The 16,783-nt window shown below is 51.5% G+C and carries 22 protein-coding genes; 12 read left to right on the plus strand and 10 right to left on the minus strand.

The annotated features are described in order from the left end of the window. Nucleotides 1-4: 4 nt before the first annotated feature. From tca_RS00665 to tca_RS00715, 11 genes are all read left to right on the plus strand, one after another. The gene (locus tag tca_RS00665) at nucleotides 5-556 is read left to right on the plus strand and encodes a flavin reductase family protein (RefSeq protein ID WP_286708950.1); all 552 of its coding nucleotides are present in this window, start codon (nucleotides 5-7) and stop codon (nucleotides 554-556) included. Between the two features lie 8 nt (nucleotides 557-564). Further along, on the plus strand, nucleotides 565-960 hold the full coding sequence (locus tca_RS00670; protein WP_115892796.1) for a universal stress protein: 396 nt from the start codon (nucleotides 565-567) through the stop codon (nucleotides 958-960). Between the two features lie 99 nt (nucleotides 961-1,059). Then, nucleotides 1,060-1,239, plus strand: a complete 180-nt coding sequence (locus tag tca_RS00675) for a hypothetical protein (RefSeq protein ID WP_269899838.1) — start codon at nucleotides 1,060-1,062, stop codon at nucleotides 1,237-1,239. A gap of 255 nt (nucleotides 1,240-1,494) precedes the next feature. After that, the gene (locus tag tca_RS00680) at nucleotides 1,495-1,656 is read left to right on the plus strand and encodes a rubredoxin (protein WP_013295425.1); all 162 of its coding nucleotides are present in this window, start codon (nucleotides 1,495-1,497) and stop codon (nucleotides 1,654-1,656) included. Between the two features lie 11 nt (nucleotides 1,657-1,667). After that, complete coding sequence (gene rd / locus tca_RS00685) at nucleotides 1,668-1,829, plus strand: rubredoxin (RefSeq protein ID WP_010875795.1); 162 nt, start codon at nucleotides 1,668-1,670, stop codon at nucleotides 1,827-1,829. After that, nucleotides 1,830-2,987 (plus strand): FprA family A-type flavoprotein, encoded by a 1,158-nt coding sequence (locus tag tca_RS00690; protein WP_286708951.1) that lies wholly within the window; start codon nucleotides 1,830-1,832, stop codon nucleotides 2,985-2,987. Further along, nucleotides 2,981-3,496, plus strand: a complete 516-nt coding sequence (locus tag tca_RS00695) for a ferritin (protein WP_269899418.1) — start codon at nucleotides 2,981-2,983, stop codon at nucleotides 3,494-3,496. The genes tca_RS00690 and tca_RS00695 overlap by 7 nt, the downstream gene beginning before the upstream one ends. A gap of 3 nt (nucleotides 3,497-3,499) precedes the next feature. Beyond that, nucleotides 3,500-4,186, plus strand: coding sequence for a peroxiredoxin (locus tca_RS00700; protein ID WP_115892798.1), 687 nt, complete (start codon nucleotides 3,500-3,502; stop codon nucleotides 4,184-4,186). 1 nt (nucleotide 4,187) lies between these two features. Next, entirely contained in the window at nucleotides 4,188-4,796 is a 609-nt protein-coding gene (locus tca_RS00705; RefSeq protein WP_286708952.1) for a superoxide dismutase, read from the plus strand. 233 nt (nucleotides 4,797-5,029) lie between these two features. After that, on the plus strand, nucleotides 5,030-6,325 hold the full coding sequence (locus tca_RS00710; RefSeq protein ID WP_286708953.1) for a phenylacetate--CoA ligase family protein: 1,296 nt from the start codon (nucleotides 5,030-5,032) through the stop codon (nucleotides 6,323-6,325). A 24-nt stretch (nucleotides 6,326-6,349) separates the two neighbouring features. Then, nucleotides 6,350-6,781, plus strand: a complete 432-nt coding sequence (locus tag tca_RS00715; RefSeq protein WP_286708954.1) for an ACT domain-containing protein — start codon at nucleotides 6,350-6,352, stop codon at nucleotides 6,779-6,781. Between the two features lie 7 nt (nucleotides 6,782-6,788). Here tca_RS00715 and tca_RS00720 read toward each other — a convergent pair whose 3' ends face one another. From tca_RS00720 to purC, 8 genes are read right to left on the minus strand one after another with little or no spacing between them, the layout of a single operon-like run. Further along, the gene (locus tca_RS00720) at nucleotides 6,789-7,586 is read right to left on the minus strand and encodes a MarR family transcriptional regulator (RefSeq protein ID WP_286708955.1); all 798 of its coding nucleotides are present in this window, start codon (nucleotides 7,584-7,586) and stop codon (nucleotides 6,789-6,791) included. Further along, nucleotides 7,583-8,980 (minus strand): single-stranded-DNA-specific exonuclease RecJ, encoded by a 1,398-nt coding sequence (recJ, locus tag tca_RS00725; protein WP_115892812.1) that lies wholly within the window; start codon nucleotides 8,978-8,980, stop codon nucleotides 7,583-7,585. The genes tca_RS00720 and recJ overlap by 4 nt, the downstream gene beginning before the upstream one ends. Before the next feature lie 10 nt (nucleotides 8,981-8,990). After that, nucleotides 8,991-9,266 (minus strand): signal recognition particle subunit SRP19/SEC65 family protein, encoded by a 276-nt coding sequence (locus tag tca_RS00730; protein ID WP_115892800.1) that lies wholly within the window; start codon nucleotides 9,264-9,266, stop codon nucleotides 8,991-8,993. A 23-nt stretch (nucleotides 9,267-9,289) separates the two neighbouring features. After that, on the minus strand, nucleotides 9,290-10,090 hold the full coding sequence (locus tca_RS00735) for a uroporphyrinogen-III synthase (protein ID WP_048060760.1): 801 nt from the start codon (nucleotides 10,088-10,090) through the stop codon (nucleotides 9,290-9,292). After that, entirely contained in the window at nucleotides 10,056-10,772 is a 717-nt protein-coding gene (gene cobA, locus tca_RS00740) for a uroporphyrinogen-III C-methyltransferase (RefSeq protein ID WP_048060761.1), read from the minus strand. The genes tca_RS00735 and cobA overlap by 35 nt, the downstream gene beginning before the upstream one ends. Nucleotides 10,773-10,777: 5 nt before the next feature. Then, the gene (purQ, locus tag tca_RS00745; protein ID WP_010875807.1) at nucleotides 10,778-11,434 is read right to left on the minus strand and encodes a phosphoribosylformylglycinamidine synthase subunit PurQ; all 657 of its coding nucleotides are present in this window, start codon (nucleotides 11,432-11,434) and stop codon (nucleotides 10,778-10,780) included. A gap of 3 nt (nucleotides 11,435-11,437) precedes the next feature. Next, entirely contained in the window at nucleotides 11,438-11,692 is a 255-nt protein-coding gene (gene purS / locus tca_RS00750; RefSeq protein WP_010875808.1) for a phosphoribosylformylglycinamidine synthase subunit PurS, read from the minus strand. A 9-nt stretch (nucleotides 11,693-11,701) separates the two neighbouring features. Then, nucleotides 11,702-12,448, minus strand: a complete 747-nt coding sequence (purC, locus tag tca_RS00755; protein WP_115892801.1) for a phosphoribosylaminoimidazolesuccinocarboxamide synthase — start codon at nucleotides 12,446-12,448, stop codon at nucleotides 11,702-11,704. 141 nt (nucleotides 12,449-12,589) lie between these two features. On the opposite strand from purC, the gene glmS reads away from it, so the two are divergent. After that, nucleotides 12,590-14,362, plus strand: coding sequence for a glutamine--fructose-6-phosphate transaminase (isomerizing) (glmS, locus tag tca_RS00760; RefSeq protein ID WP_286708956.1), 1,773 nt, complete (start codon nucleotides 12,590-12,592; stop codon nucleotides 14,360-14,362). A gap of 100 nt (nucleotides 14,363-14,462) precedes the next feature. On the opposite strand, the gene tca_RS00765 is transcribed toward glmS, so the two are convergent. Beyond that, on the minus strand, nucleotides 14,463-15,461 hold the full coding sequence (locus tca_RS00765) for a glycosyltransferase family 2 protein (protein WP_286708957.1): 999 nt from the start codon (nucleotides 15,459-15,461) through the stop codon (nucleotides 14,463-14,465). Between the two features lie 19 nt (nucleotides 15,462-15,480). Then, on the minus strand, nucleotides 15,481-16,620 hold the full coding sequence (locus tca_RS00770) for a glycosyltransferase family 4 protein (protein WP_286708958.1): 1,140 nt from the start codon (nucleotides 16,618-16,620) through the stop codon (nucleotides 15,481-15,483). Nucleotides 16,621-16,783 lie beyond the last annotated feature (163 nt).

A 16,783-nucleotide genomic window follows, 5' to 3' on the forward strand; every position in this document is an offset into this window, starting at 1 on the left:
GTCCATGGATTTTGAGGATTTTCCGGTTGAAAACGCCCACAGGATACTGACACCCAGACCGACGGTTATGGTAACAACCGTGGATGAGGATGGTAACATCAACGCAGCCCCCTTCTCATTCACAATGCCGGTCTCAATTGACCCGCCGGTTGTTGCCTTTGCATCGGCGCCAGACCACCACACAGCCAGAAACATTGAGAGCACACATGAATTTGTTATAAACATAACACCTGCAGATATAATTGAACGGATGTGGGTCACCGCCAGGGACATTCCAGCAGGGGAGAATGAACTCGAGGCTGCGGGTCTTGCCTGGACCTCTTCCAGGAAGGTGAAGCCTCCAAGAATCGTTGAGGCCCCGGGGCACCTTGAATGTGAACTCCTCCGGATGTTTGAGGTGGGGGACCATAACCTTATAACAGGGTCTGTGGTGAGCGCATCGGTGCGGTCTGGAGCTGTGAAGGAAGGCCTCCTTGATGTTGAGTCTGTGAAGCCTGTCCTCCATGTGGGCGGAAACAAGTTTGTCATAGGTGATCATGTGAGGCATGTTGAGTAGGTGGTTTCATGTTTGAAAAGATAATGGTTCCAACGGATGGCTCAGAGTACGCTGCAAGGGCAGAGGATATGGCCATAGAACTCGCAGGGCGTCTGGGTTCCGTGGTGATTGCAGTCCATGTCATCGATGAGAAGCTGATATACCCCTTTGATGTCCTTGAGGATGAGGGTAAGGAGATACTCGCGTCTGTTCAGAGGAAGGGGCGTGAGGCCGGTGTCCGGGTTGATGAGGTACTTGTCTTCGGGAGCCCGGCCCATGACATGAAGAAGATCACAGAGAAGACAGGGGCTGATCTTGTGGTTATCGCATCCCATGGGAGGTCAGGCCTTGAGAAACTGCTGATGGGGAGTGTTGCTGAGACAACCCTCAAGACTGTGGATGTTCCGGTCCTCCTGGTGAAATGATAATTTTTTCACCCCTGGTTAGAAAGGTATATATGGAAGTATATAATAATATGATATATCAAAATTTGATATATCAAGAGAGGTGTTAGGTTGAAAAGGGTGTTCAGCGGTATAAAGTCCTACCTTACAGACTGGAAGAACCTTCTAACCCACAGCCTCGTGGGTGTTCTGATACTCTTAATCGCCCTCTATGCACCTGTAAGCCCATACCTGAGGATGGGCTTTGTGGGATGCGTTGTTGGATTCAATGTATTCAGAATGAAGTACCTCGACCAGTAAAACTCTTTTTTTAAGGACCTCCGGGTCCTGCAGATATTATTTTTTGGATTAATCCGGACGTATAATCTTTGCTTCAGATCTTCTTTTTATCAGCAGTACCCTGCTTCCTATCCGCAGCCCATTAAACAAGTTATCAGAGGGATGCCGGGCCTCTTAACACTATAAAGATTTCGCAGTGAATTTTATAGATAATTTTAAATTTTAGGAGAGTAATAAAGATATAGCGTAGCAGCTATAAAATCAGAGGTATCAGCCATGAAGAGATACAAGTGCCGTGTATGCGGATACATCTACGACCCCGAGAAGGGCGAGCCCCGGACGGACACACCACCAGGAACACCATTTGAGGACCTCCCGGAGACCTGGAGGTGCCCCTCATGCGGTGCAAAGAAGAAGATGTTCAAACCACTGGATTGAGAGGTGAATGAATGGACAAATATGTTTGTCAGATGTGTGGATACATCTACGACCCTGAGGAGGGAGACCCTGTTTCAGGCATAGAGGCAGGAACACCCTTCGAGGACCTCCCGGACGACTGGGTATGCCCGGTCTGCGGGGTTGGAAAGGACCAGTTCAAGAAGATGGATTAGATGACAGCAAAAAGGATTGCTGATGGGGTTTACTACACCGGCACCATCGACTGGGACAGAAGGACCTTCGATGAACTGGTAACCCTCCCGAGGGGTACAAGTTACAACTCCTACCTGATCTCTGGAACCAGCGCCACAGCCCTCATTGACACCACGGAGCCATCAAGGGCAGCCGAACTCCTCAGGACCCTTGAGGAGATGGACGCAGATATAAAATATATAATATCACAGCATGCAGAACAGGATCACTCAGGCACCATACCCGAACTCCTTGAAATCTACCCTGAGGCAGAGGTCATCGGGACACCTGCATGCATAGAACTTCTGCAGGAGCTTCTGAGGATCAACGGGAACTTCAGGGAGGTTAAGGATGGTGAAAGCCTCTCCCTGGGTGACAGGACACTGAGATTCATCGTAACACCATGGGTTCACTGGCCAGATACCATGGTAACCTACCTTGAGGAGGATGGCATACTCTTTACATGCGACTTCTTCGGATCACACATTGCAACATCAGACATCATGGAGACACCGGACGACTTCCTGAGGGAGGCAAAGAGGTACTACGCCCACATAATGATGCCCTTCAGCCAGATGGTGGCATCAAACCTCAGGAAGATCTCGGAGCTTGAAGTATCAATGATAGCACCATCACATGGCCCGGTCATATCTGAACCCGGGCTCATAATGGACGCCTATGATACCTGGACCTCAGGCGGGGATGGAGTGGTCATCGCCTACACCACCATGCATGGAAGCACCAGGGTCATGGTTGAGAGACTCACAGAGAAACTCATGGAACTTGATGTGAGCGTGAGACCGGTGAACGTTGCAGAACATGACACAGGGGAATTCCTGACGGAACTCGTCGACGCATCCGTGCTTGTCGTGGCATCCCCGACGGTACTCACAAGACCACATCCAGCCATAGCATCAGTCCTCTACCTCGTAAACGCCCTGAGACCACCCTTAAGGCATGTTGCGGTCATGGGATCCTATGGATGGGGCAGCCTGATAGAATCCGAGGTCAGGAAGCTCCTGTCAAACCTGAATGTCGAATACCTTGAATCCGTCCTTGTGAAGGGTCTCCCGGTGGAGGAGGACCTTCAGAGGGTGGATGAACTTGCCATGAAGATAAAGGGGGTGAATGGATGGTAAGTGAAAGGATGCAGGAGGCGCTAAACAGGCAGCTAAATGCTGAGCTCTACTCAGCATATCTCTACCTTTCAATGGCAGCCTACTACGAGGCCTCCGATCTTCCTGGATTTGCAAACTGGATGCGTGTACAGGCCCAGGAAGAGCTTTCACACGCAATGAAATTCTACGACTACCTTGTCCAGAGGGGTGCAAGGGTCGTACTGGATGAGATAGAGAAACCACCATTTGAGTGGGAATCACCACTTGAGGTGGCCAAGCATGTCCTTGAACATGAGAAGAAGGTCACAGGACTCATAAATGACCTTGTGGACCTCGCCATCTCAGAGAGGGATCATGCAACCAACAATTTCCTCCAGTGGTTCGTTGCAGAGCAGGTTGAGGAGGAGGAATCAGCAGGGGGCCTTCTCCAGAGGGTGCGCCTCGCATCAGACTCACCCAGCGGACTCCTCATGCTGGATGCGGAACTGGCAAAGAGGGTCTACAATCCACCCGCAGATAAGGGGGAATGAGCTATGGGGGAGAAGGTATACGAACTCAGAAAGATAAAGAAAAAAGGAAGGGGAATGCCCCTCATAGGGGATAAATTCCCGGAGATGGAGGTCCAGACGACCCATGGACCGATGGAACTCCCGGATGAATTTGAGGGCAAATGGTTCATCCTCTTCAGCCACCCTGCAGACTTCACACCGGTCTGCACAACGGAGTTCGTGGCCTTTCAGGAGGTATACCCGGAACTCCGGGAACTTGACTGTGAACTCGTGGGCCTCAGTGTTGACCAGGTATTCTCCCACATCAAGTGGATCGAGTGGATAGCCGAGAACCTTGACACAGAGATAGAGTTCCCGGTGATAGCAGATACTGGACGGGTGGCGGACACCCTGGGACTCATCCACCCGGCAAGACCCACAAACACCGTCAGGGCAGTCTTTGTGGTGGACCCGGAGGGGATAATAAGGGCCATCCTATACTATCCACAGGAACTTGGAAGGAACATCCCGGAAATCGTGAGGATGATACGTGCCTTCAGGGTCATAGATGCTGAGGGGGTTGCAGCACCAGCCAACTGGCCCGATAACCAGCTCATCGGTGACCATGTGATAGTGCCTCCCGCATCTGATATTGAAACCGCGAGAAAGAGGAAGGATGAATATGAATGCTATGACTGGTGGCTATGCCACCGCAAAGTAGGGGGTGAATGATTTGGAGAAAAAATTCTATGAGCTACCTGAGCTCCCGTACCCATACGACGCCCTTGAACCACACATATCCCGGGAGCAGCTCACCATACACCACCAGAAACACCACCAGGCATACGTGGATGGTGCCAACGCACTCCTCAGGAAACTGGATGAGGCAAGGGAATCAGACACAGACGTTGACATCAAGGCAGCCCTCAAGGAGCTCTCCTTCCATGTCGGGGGCTACGTGCTTCACCTCTTCTTCTGGGGTAACATGGGACCCTCAGATGAATGCGGAGGAGAACCCTCAGGAAAACTCGCAGAGTACATAGAGAAGGACTTTGGAAGCTTTGAAAGATTCAGGAAGGAGTTCTCACAGGCAGCAATAAGTGCAGAGGGTTCAGGATGGGCGGTACTCACCTACTGCCAGAGGACAGACAGGCTCTTCATAATGCAGGTCGAGAAACACAACGTCAACGTCATACCACACTTCAGGATACTCCTGGTCCTCGATGTATGGGAACACGCCTACTACGTTGACTACAGGAACGTGAGACCAGACTACGTTGAGGCATTCTGGAACATAGTTAACTGGAAGGAAGTTGAAAAACGCTTCGAGGATATCCTCTAACTGGTTAATTAGAGGGGATCATCCTCTCTTATCTTTTTTCACACGATTTCCTTGAGTCAGATCAGAGGTGGCCCTTATTTTTTTTAAATCATCACCTTGAGTCAGATCAGAAACCATTAATCTTTTAAATCACAATCTTCCATGGAGTTTCTCCTGGTCCAGATACCGGGGTAACATTTATTTTTAAATCATCATAAATCATTAAGAGTTACACTGATCCGGGAATGATTCTGATGATCTGGAATAGGGAAATGGAATGCATATCAAGGGATGAACTGGAGGAACTGCAGCTCAGGAGACTACAGGATACCGTGAAGAGGGCCTATGAGAATGTACCCTACTACAGGGAGGCCTTTGAAAGGGTGGAGGTCTACCCCGAGGATATAGAGACCCTTGACGATATAGAAAAACTCCCCTACACAACAAAGGACGACCTGAGGAGGGTCTACCCCTTCGGGATGTTCGCAGTGCCACGCAGGGAGATAGTTGAGGTTCACACATCATCAGGGACAACAGGCAAGCCGGTGGTCTCAGGCTACACCAGGGAGGACATTGAAATATGGAGTGAGGTCATGGCAAGGGGCCTTACCATGATGGGCCTCACCGAGGATGATGTAATCCATAACACCCACGGCTACGGACTTTTCACAGGGGGTTTCGGCGTCCACTACGGGGCCCAGAAGATCGGGGCCACGGTCATACCCATATCAACGGGGCAGACAAGAAGGCAGATAGAGATAATGAAGGACTTTGGAACAACAGTCATGATATTCACACCGTCCTACGGTCTCTACCTTTCCGAAATAGCACGTGAAGAAGGATTTGACCCCGAAGAGTCCAGGATAAAGGCAATAGGCTTCGGAGCCGAGATGTGGACCGAGGAGATGAGGGCTGAGATTGAGAGAAGATTCAATGCACCGGCCTTCAACATATACGGCCTGACAGAGATCATGGGGCCAGGTGTTGCAATGGAGTGCAGTGAGAAGAAGGGACTCCACATTGCAGAGGACCACTTCTACCCTGAGATAATAGATAAGAACGGTGAGAGGCTCGGCCCAGGGGAAAGGGGGGAGCTTGTGATCACAACACTGACGAGGGTGGGGATGCCCGTTATAAGGTTCAGGACCAAGGACATAACCTCCATAGACTATGAAACCTGCAACTGCGGCAGGACCCTTGCAAGGATCTCAAGGATCACAGGCAGGGTTGACGATATGCTCAAGGTCCGCGGGGTATCAGTGTTCCCATCCCAGATAGAGAAGGCGCTACTCCGCATAGACGGAATAGAACCCCACTACCAGATAATAGTGACAAGACCCCACCTCATGGATGAACTTGAGGTCAGGGTTGAAACATCACCGGAACTCTTCTCAGATGATATCCGGAAGATGGTGGAGACCCGGGACCGCATCGAGGAGTTCATAGAAAATGAGATAGGCCTCAGGGTCAAGGTGACCCTTGTGGAACCCGGAACCATACCCCGGAGTGAGGGCAAGGCTGTGAGGGTGATAGACAGGAGGAACCTCTAGTTTAAAGGACGAGGCGGTGATAATATGAGGGTTAAGCAGATATCTATATTCCTTGAAAATAAGAAGGGCCGGCTCTGGAAGGCCCTCAGCACACTTGCAGAGGCAGGTATAAACCTCAGGGCACTTTCACTTGCAGACACATCCGAATTCGGCATACTGAGACTCATAGTACCCGAACCTCAAGAGGCGGCGGCCGTGCTTGAGGATAAGGGTTTTGTCGTTAAAATTAAGGACGTGGTTGCGGTTGAAATGGATGACCGGCCAGGGGGCCTTGCATCCATCCTTGAGGTGCTGAAGGACTACGATCTGAACCTTGACTACATATATGCCTTTGTACATGAGAAGAAGGACAAGGCCATACTGTTCATGAGTACAGAGGACCTGGACGCCCTTGAGGGTGCACTGAGGGATGCAGGGGTGCGCATGGTCCCGCCTGAGGAGGTCTATTCCCTCTGATTGATTTTTATTCCTTCGGGGTGAGCCTGAGGTCCTCCACAGAGTACTCAACACCCTCCTTCTCAAGTTTTTCTGTTATACTCCTGCTCATTTTACCAACTGCAAGTACAAGGACGTTGAGGCCCCTCTTTGCAGCTGCAAGTGCTGCGTGGGGTGTTGCGAACTCAAAATCCACCTGCAGGTTCAGTTTATTTGCAGCCGCCCTTGAAACGGTCCCCATTATCCCGGTTCTATCATGGCCTCTGCTGAGCTCCCTCAACCTTTCAAGGTCGGCGTTCCTTGATCCACCCTCAGATATTCCTGGCAGCACGGCTATGGTCACCTTACCCCGCTGGAGTGGTATGGTCCCCCCGAGTTCTGATAGGGCAACATCCTCACCCCTCCGTGCAGGGTGGAGTACCTCTGCATAGGCCTCCCCGTTTCTCCTCCTCCTTGCATATAGTATACCATCCTCCATGAAAAGTTCAACCTTATCCCCCTCCTGGAGGTCCTCCCAGGCTATGGCCGGCCACACAGACCTGTAGAAGCTCATGGATTCAAGCACCTCATCTGCGTACCTTCGAAGGTCCATGGCGGCCTCCTTGATCTTCTCAGCACCCCTCCTTGTTATCTTGTAGTGGGACCTACCGCTTCCGGACTCAACCAGGCCCTCGGCTATGAGGCTCTTGATGTTCTCAGAGACTGCCTGGACAGTTACTCCGAGCTTATCTGCTATGTCCTTCTGCCTCACATAGGGCTGACGCATGGCTATCTCACTAAGTATCTGAAAGCGTGTAAGTTCACCCTTTTTTCTCAATGCCTTCATCCATTCACCTTCACATTCTTTATGGCCCTATCAAGGAGTTCGAGGAATTCTCTCTCACGCTCTGAGGGTATGTAGGCGCCGCAGGCAGTTGCATGGCCCCCTCCGCTTCCACCCACCTTCTCAGCGACCCTCCTCATTATGGAGCCGAAGTGTATGCCGTCGAAGGCCAGGAGCCGTGAGCATCGCAGCGAAACCTTGAGTCCATCAGCGGTTTCTCCCAGTCCAATCATGGGCCTCCTCCAGTCACCGTAGCCAAGGAGCATGCCTGCGACCGTGCCCACAACGGCTGTGTTCACTCCCGGAGCATGGAAGTACTGGAGGTTCTCCATGTCCCTTATCAGTTCCTCATCCATTATCTCGTCGAGTGTAACTGCAAGGTAGGTCCTGTGATCCCTGAGCACATCCTCCAGTTCATCCCTTTTCCCTTTCCGGTCCCCTCCGATTATCTCCATTGCAAGCTTCCACCTTGAGTTGCGGTTACAGGCGTTCACCGCCGTTGAGAACTCAGACAGATCCCTGAAAACAGTGTACCTCTCCTCGGAGCTGAGCTCATAGACCTCGCCGAGGATAAGCCTTGGAAGGTATCTGTGATATCTTTCAGGGACTTCACTGACCATCATGCGGTATATCTCGTTGAAGAGTTTCCTCTTCTCATCATCCGTAAGGTCACAGAGTTTTCGCTGTGATTCCCCATTTTTGAGGGGTATTCCAAGGTTTTTGAGCCTTGCAATGCACTCATTGGTGTTGTTTGTTGTCGGGAGAGTTACATCCCCAAAATAGGAGAGCGCATTAACCAGAGGCCTTGTATGTCTACCATAGATTGTCAGGTCACTCTGGCACTCGATCTGACCCTCACTGACGCTGTCCTGGAGGATATCCCTGTTCAGGCCTTCCATTTTACCGAGGGTGATGTTCTGCATGTCACCCACCGCTGCAAGGAGACCCATCCAGCTGAGGTCCCTGTAGCCGAATTCCCTTGCAAGGAGGTAGGTGAGTCCCCCGCCTGAGACATGTGTTGAGCCGTCCATCCCATAGAATATGGGGTTTATCTCCAGGAAATCCCCGCTGGGGGCTGTGAAGTTCATCTTCCTCACAGGGGGGTGGTGGTCCAGTATGAGAACCCTTGAGTTTGATTTAAGGTTCTCATGGACTCTCTGACCGGATCCAAGGTCGCTGAAGATGGTGAGGTCAGAGGAAAGTTCAACTTCAGGGACCTCGTTGATGTTTATGATCCTCACCTCATGGTCCATATCGAGCCTTTCAAGGACCTTGCTGAGCACCGTCGCGGCTGTTATACCATCACAGTCAGTGTGACTGTAGACCGTGACTGTTTCAGAGGATTCAACCATCTCCCTGGCCCTTCTGAGGGCCAATCTCAGTTCATCCATACCCATAGCCATGGCATCATCTCTTCCTTGAGGACCTCACAAGTCTTGCAATTTTTGGAAGGAGTTCGCTCTTTTTACCATTGTATTCCACAACAACCCTTCCTGAGGACTCCCACCAGGACGGTGGGTATGCCCTGTCTGATTCCATACTGGCCTCCAGCTGGAGCTTCCTGGCAGCCCTGAGTATCTCACTGGCGGTCGGGGATTCAACAGCATACTCGAGGGGCACCCTGCGACCCTCACTCCGTGATTTTCTTGAATCAAGATAAGCTGGCCATATGATCAAGTTCACTCCTCCTGGTTTCGTTCATTCTGTCAGTCCACATCTTCACCCATGCTAACTGCGAGCGCAGCTATCATATCCTTCACGGTGTACCTTTCGGGTGTCACGGCGGTGATTCCATGCTCCTCCAGCTTCCTGAGGGTTATGGGGCCTATTGCAGCCACCTTAACCCTCTTCAGAACCTCTATGAGCTCTTTACGCCGGTTACCGGCGATTTTGAAGAGGTTCTCAACAGTGAGGGGGCTTGTGAAGGTGACTGCATCCACCTTTCCATCCAGGAGACCATCTATAAGCTCCTCTGCGGGGCCGGTGTCTTCAGGTAAACCGGATCTGTAGGCCTCGGCCACGAGGACCTCTGCACCCATCATCTCAAGTCCTCGGGGAAGGACCTTCCTTGCAGAGAGTGTCCTTGGGAGAGCCACCTTCCAGCCCTCAATGTTGAGACCGGTGAGGGCATCCAGGAGGCCCTCGGCAGTATAATCCTCCGGGACGATATCGACCCGGAGTCCATGCTCACCGGCCACTCTGGCGGTCCTGGGACCTATAACTGCCACCAGGCAGTCCTTCCTGATTTTCCCTGCAAATTCTCTGCAGAGCTGGAAGAGGGATTCAACGGCGGCCTGTGACGTGAATATTACAAGATCCCATTCATCAGCCCTCCGGCAGACTTCCCTGAGGGATTCTGTGTGCGCCTCCTTTAATTCAAGGGTCGGGGCCACGAGGGCCCTTCCACCTGCCCCCTCTATCAGTTCAACAGCCTCTGCAGATCTTTCAGGGGGCCGTGTCACGGCCACGGTCCTATTTCTCAGTCCCTCTAATTTCACGGTAGACATTGACAACATCACCCACCACTATGATGCCGGGAGGCCTCAGGTCCTTATCTGCGATGTCTCCAAGTGTCCCGAGGATTATCCTCTCATCATCCAGCGTACCGCTCTCAATCACACATACCGGGGTGTCGGCGGGGCGGTGCTTCATGATCTCCTCCATGTTCTCCCTTATGTTGCCAACACCCATGAGTATTATGAGCGTATCTGCATTGTAGTCCCAGTGGACCTGCTTAGCGGGCTTTGATGGGTCCTCGTGGCCTGTAACCACCGTGAAGGATGTTGCAACGCCCCTGTGGGTTACAGGAAGCCCGACTGATGTGGGGACACCAACAGCCGATGTCACTCCGGGGATGACCCTGTAGGGGATGCCGGCTTCCTTCAGGGCCAGGATCTCCTCACCACCCCTTCCAAATACGAAGGGGTCGCCGCCCTTGAGCCTCACAACGGTCTCATGTTTTTTTCCTTCCTCAACGAGTATTCTGTTTATCTCGTCCTGGGTCCTGTGGTGTTCACCTGCCCTCTTACCGACGTATATGAGCCTGGCGTCATCAGGTGCGTATCTGAGTATCTCTTCACCTGCAAGCCGGTCATAGATCACCACGTCTGCCCCTTCAAGGACCCTTATCGCCTTGAGTGTTATGAGTTCAGGGTCCCCGGGTCCTGCCCCAACAAGATAGACCACCATGAGCATCACCCTCTAAACTTCAGGATGCCCCTGAAGAATTTGAAGCCATCCACGGATCCCAGTATCTCCTCGGATGCCCTCTCAGGGTGGGGCATCACTGCGCATACAAGGCCTGATTCATCGCAGACCCCGGTTATACCGTCCAGTGAACCGTTGGGGTTTTCCCCATGGAACTGGAGGACGACCTGATCGTTTTCCCATACCTCACTGATATTGTCGTGGTAGTACCTGCCCTCGGCATGTGCCACAGGCATCCTTATAACCTCGTCCTTCTTGAAGAGACCTGTGAATGGCGTCCTGGTTGTTTTAACCCTGAGTTCGGTCCACTGGCAGTTGAATTTTGGGTGCTCGTTTACGGTGAAGACCCCTGGCACAAGCCCAACCTCTGCCAGTATCTGGGCGCCATTGCATATGCCAAGTACAGGTTTTTCCTCCCTCACAAGTTCCCTGACAGCGTCCATGACAGGGGTTATGGCTGCGATTGCACCTGCACGGAGGTAGTCCCCGTAGGAGAAACCCCCCGGGATCACGACGGCGTCGAGGTGATCAAGGTTGCGCTGGTTCCACCAGACATACTCAGGTTCCGCCCCTGCCAGTTCAAGGACATGGTGGACGTCACGGTCACAGTTGGATCCCGGAAACCTTATAACTCCCACCCTCATGGTTCAGCCTTCCATCTCGTTTATACTGACATCATAGTCATGGATGACCGGGTTGCAGAGGAGGCGCTGACACATGTCCTCAACCTCCCTCTCAACGGCCTCAAGACTGTCCTCATCCATGGTGAAGGTTATAACATCAGTTGTATCGGTGTCCTCAACCTCATATCCAAGGAGAGCCAGTGCCCTCTCAATTGTGGCTGCCTCAGGGTTCAGCATGCCCTTCTTTAGCCTTATTCTGACCTCGACCATAAACTTCATTCCATCACCTCAGAGTTCAACATTCCACCTTTCGATGTCCTCATCATCAAGTATCATCCTGGCCACCCTTCTGTAGGCGCCAACAACACCCTCCTCTCCACGGCGGAATATGTCCTTGTCCAGGGGCTCTCCGGTCTCCATGTCCCAGAGGCGGCAGGTGTCAGGGCTAACCTCGTCGCCGAGTCTTATCCTGCCACCGGAGTCCCTTCCGAATTCTAGTTTGAAGTCGGGCAGGATAAGTCCCCTTGACTTCAGGAAGTCCCTGAGGACACTGTTTATCTGGAGGGTGATCCTCCTTATCTCCTCCAGTTCATCCCTGGTGGCGATCCCCAGGGCGAGGATTATGTCATCGTTCAGCATGGGGTCCCCGTGCTCATCACTCTTGTAGTCCATCTGTATGAGGGGTGGTATGAATTCCTGGCCCTCAGTGAAGGGAAACCTCCTCACGATGCTCCCCGCTGCTATATTCCGGGTTATGACCTCTATGGGTATCATCTCAAGTTTCCTTGCAAGGATGCATCCTGGTTCCCTAAGTTCAAGGTACTGGGTCGGTACCCCCGCCTCCTCGAGAACCTCGAATATCTTTGCTGAGATCACAGAGTTGTAGTAGCCCTTCATCTCGAGGGTGTCCTTCTTTTCACCGTCACCTGCGGTTATATCGTCCCTGAACCTAACGGCAACGATTTCAGGGTCATCTGTAAGGAGAACATCCTTTGCCTTACCACTGTACAGTGGACCGTCTATCTTCACATCCATACTATCACTTTTAAAGAATTTGAGTATGAAATCCTGATCAACTCTCCAATACTTATATAGGTGTAAATTCTATTATGAGTTATATTGCGATTCAGTTATATAATCTTGCGAAATCAGATTCATGCTTCTTAGGGTGAAATAATGTGTGGCATTGTGGCTTGTATACTTAAGGATGGGAGTGCAGCCCCGGTTCTCCTGGAATGCGTCAGGAGACTGGAGTACAGGGGCTATGACTCCGTTGGTATTGCGACATCGGACCCCATGATAAGGATAAAGAAGGACAGCGGCAAAATCGACGAGGTGGACGCAGAACTTGACCTTGCAGATCTACCGGGCAGTATGGGGATAGCCCATGTTAGGTGGGCAACCCATGGTCTCCCCACAGCTGAGAATGCCCACCCACACACCGACTGCAGTGGCGAGATAGCAGTTGTACACAACGGGATAATAGAGAACTACCTTGAGGTTAAGGAGGAACTTGAATCTGAGGGCCACATATTCAGGTCCGAGACAGACACCGAGGTCATACCACACCTCATAGAGAAGTACATGGATGAGGGGATGGACCTTGAAGCCGCAACAGCCACAGCACTCAGGAAGCTCAGGGGGGCATATGCGATTGCAGTGGTATCATCCAGGGAGCCGGGAAGGATCGTGGGGGCCAGGAAGGAGAGCCCCCTCATAGTCGGTGTCGGTGAAGGTGAATACTTCCTGGCCTCAGATGTGCCAGCCATCCTCAACCACACCAGCAGGGTGATATACCTTGATGACGGTGAGATGGTCATACTTGATGGGGATCTGAGGGTCACCGACATGGAGGGCAACACTGTGGAGAAGGAGATCCATTCAATCGACTGGTCCGCTGACATGGCAGAGAAGGGCGGCTACGACCACTTCATGCTTAAGGAGATACATGAGGAACCCTCCGCGGTGAGGGACACCCTCACAGAGTGGGATGAGGTGCTTGGAGTGGTTGAGGAGATAGGCGAGGTTGAAAGGATCTGCTTCGTTGCCTGTGGAACATCCTACCACGCATCACTGGTTGGAAAGTACCTCTTTGAGAGCCTCCTGGGCATACCAACCGATGTGATCCTTGCAAGCGAGTTCAGATACTCAGCAGGGGCCCTGAATGACAGGACACTGGCGATATTCATAAGCCAGTCAGGAGAAACAGCGGATACCCTGAACGCCCTCCGCGCAGCCAATTCAAGGGCGAAGACTCTGGCAATAGTCAATGTACTTGGGAGCTCGGCGACAAGAGAGGCCCAGCATGTTCTATACACAAGGGCGGGACCTGAGATAGGTGTGGCTGCAACCAAGACCTATGTGAGTCAGCTAACAGTTATATACATGCTCGTGGCTGCAATGGGCGCACCCGAGCTCATGGATAGACTTGGAAGGGTTCCTGAGTTCATGGAGAGGGCCCTTAAGGATGAGGATAGCATCAGGGAACTTGCAGCCACCTGCAGTGACGTGAGTGACTTCTTCTTCATAGGCCGAGGATTTGCTTATCCAACGGCCCTTGAGGGTGCCCTGAAGCTCAAGGAGATAACCTACATACACGGTGAGGGATACGCAGCAGGGGAACTCAAGCACGGACCCCTGGCTCTGATAGATAAAGGGGTCCCGGTCGTTGCGATTTCACCGCCAGGTCCGTGCCATGATAAGACCCTGAGCAACGTTGAGGAGGTCAGGGCAAGGGGTGCAAGGGTCATAGGGGTTGGCAGTATTTCAGACGAATCCCTCAGGAAGGAGGCTGATGACTTCATAGGCCTTGACCCTGAGGTGGATGATGTCATATCACCCCTGATCTACATCGTTCCCCTCCAGCTCCTCTCCTACCATGTGAGTGTGGAACGTGGACTGGACCCTGACAAACCAAAGAACCTTGCAAAGTGTGTGACCGTTGAGTGAAGATGATCAGGAAAAGCAACTAACGGGCTCTGACGTTGCAATCCATGATAAAGCAAATACCGGGGCTTTAACGCTTATATTACAGGCAATCCCTGAATCTTCAATCTTCCTGAAGGGAGGGTACCTTAACTGACCATCTCATTGTAAGGTACTCTTTAATTTCTGATTCAGGTACCCTCTTCAAAGCCCTCCTTTTACACATAACCCTTCCCAGCCCCCTGTAGGCATCATATTTTGCCCTCAGGATTATGAGTTTCCCCCTCTTTATGTTCAGAAGTACCTGAATAATTTCTGTGAGAACAAAGAGGGGGAGACACATTAAAAGCAGATCAACTGGCATGTTCTTAATGAAGGTCCAAGTATAATTTCTCCAGTTGTGGTAAACCGTGAAGTCACTTACAAAGGGATTGGTACCCCCCTTGTAGTGGTATACAGTGGCATCGGGTGCATAAAGGGAATCCCATCCTGCGCTTCTGAGTCTGAGTGCCAGATCAAAGTCCTCATAGTATGCAAAGAAATCCTCATCAAAGTATTCACCGTCGACCTCAACGTCTTCAAGGGCTTCTCTTCTGTAGAGACAGGCACCGGCACAGCAACCCAGGATCCTGGCCCTTTCATTGAAATTTTCAACTGGTTCATATGCGCCCCTGTTGAATCCAAGACCATTCAGTGAGTATTCAAGGCCGGCAGAGTCTATGAGTTTTCTGTTCTGTCCCCATATCATCCTGGCCTGCACACTCCCCACCCTTTCATCGTCCCCGGCCGCCAGTATAAGATTCTCTATAAAATCTGGAAGAACCTCGGTGTCATTATTGAGGCATACCACATACCTGCAGTGGGGGTCATCAAGGGCTATCCTGATTCCCTGATTGTTTGATGCAGCGAACCCCAGATTTTCATGGTTTTCGATCAATATTATCCTGTCACCGAGGTATTCACTGAAGTTACTCTTTATAAACTCCACTGAACCATCCGATGAGCCGTTGTCAATGAAGACCACCCTGAAGTCTTCATAGGTCTGTCTGAGAAGAGACCTGAAATACACCTCGAGGAAGGATACTCCATTGAGGTTGGGTGTTATGATGTAGGTTTCTGGCATATGATCACTTCTGAGACTCTTATGGTGTATTTTTCCGGGCTATTATGAAACTGTAGGTCCTTTCGATTTCATCAACAACCCTGTCCCATATGAATTCTTCTTCAACCTTCTTACGGCCCTGAGATCCCATCCTGTCCCTCAGTTCATCATCAGAGATTAAAAGTTTTATTTTATCATGGAGGGCCTCCTTGTCACAGGGTTCAACCAGGAAACCGTTTTCACCGTCATCTATGACCTCAACAACTCCACCGGACCTGTAGGCCACAGCAGGCACACCACAGGCACCTGCTTCAGCAAGGACCATCCCGAAACCCTCCCTCGTGGATGGAAGGACAAGCACCCTGGCCCCCATGATCCGGGATATGACCTCAGGGTAGCTCAGGTTATGGTGGAATGTGACCGAGTCCCTGATGCCGCAATCATCGACCATGGCTTTCAGTCTGGCCCTCTCCACACCATCACCTATTATTTCGAGTCTGAGGTCAGGAAAGTCTATGGCGAGTTTACTGAAGACCTCTATGAGGTGATCCACATGTTTATGGGGGGCGAGGCGTCCAACGAATATTATGTAGTTCCCGGTCGCCGGGGTGACAGAATCGATGAGTTCAGGGTCAACGCCGTTGGGGATGATGTGGATGCCATCGGGATTCCTCCCATGCAGTTCTGTGAGTGCCGAGGCCGTGCTGCGGCTAACGGTGATCACACCATCATAGGGGAGCCTCATGAGGACCCTCTCAAGGATTGTGGCTGTTTTTGAGGACTGCAGCCACTGGTCACCATGGGCGGAACTCACATCATGGATGGTTGCAACCATGGGTGTTCCATGAATCCGGGAGGCAAGGAATGATGGCAGGAGTGGAGCGTACGTCTGGGCGTCAATGATGTCATAGTCATGGGTCATCACCCACCTGAAGGCCGCCGCCATGAACCTGATGAAATCCAGGGGCCCCCTGAGAGGGGGTTTCCTTATTCTGGGGCCCAGGTGGTGCACCATTACACCCCTGACCTCTTCATAATCACTGACTCCATGGATCCCCATTGATATCACATCAACCTCATGACCCCTCTCAACGAGTCTCCTGGCAATTTCAAAGTATCTCCTCTCCCCTCCTCCATTGTAATGCGGTACAAAGAAATCTGAGACTATCAGTATTCTCATAGGACCCACTTTCCAGTATTCTGTTCAATCAGTTTCCATCCAGAATTTCATCAATTCCATCAATTTATATCTGATGCATGATATAATTAATAAGATAGTGGGGCAGACATGCTGCGTCAGGTTCTCCACAGAGGGGCATGATGAAATCGGGAGGGAATATATA

The organism is Methanothermobacter sp. EMTCatA1 (genome assembly GCF_002356395.1).
Lineage (GTDB): Archaea > Methanobacteriota > Methanobacteria > Methanobacteriales > Methanothermobacteraceae > Methanothermobacter > Methanothermobacter thermautotrophicus.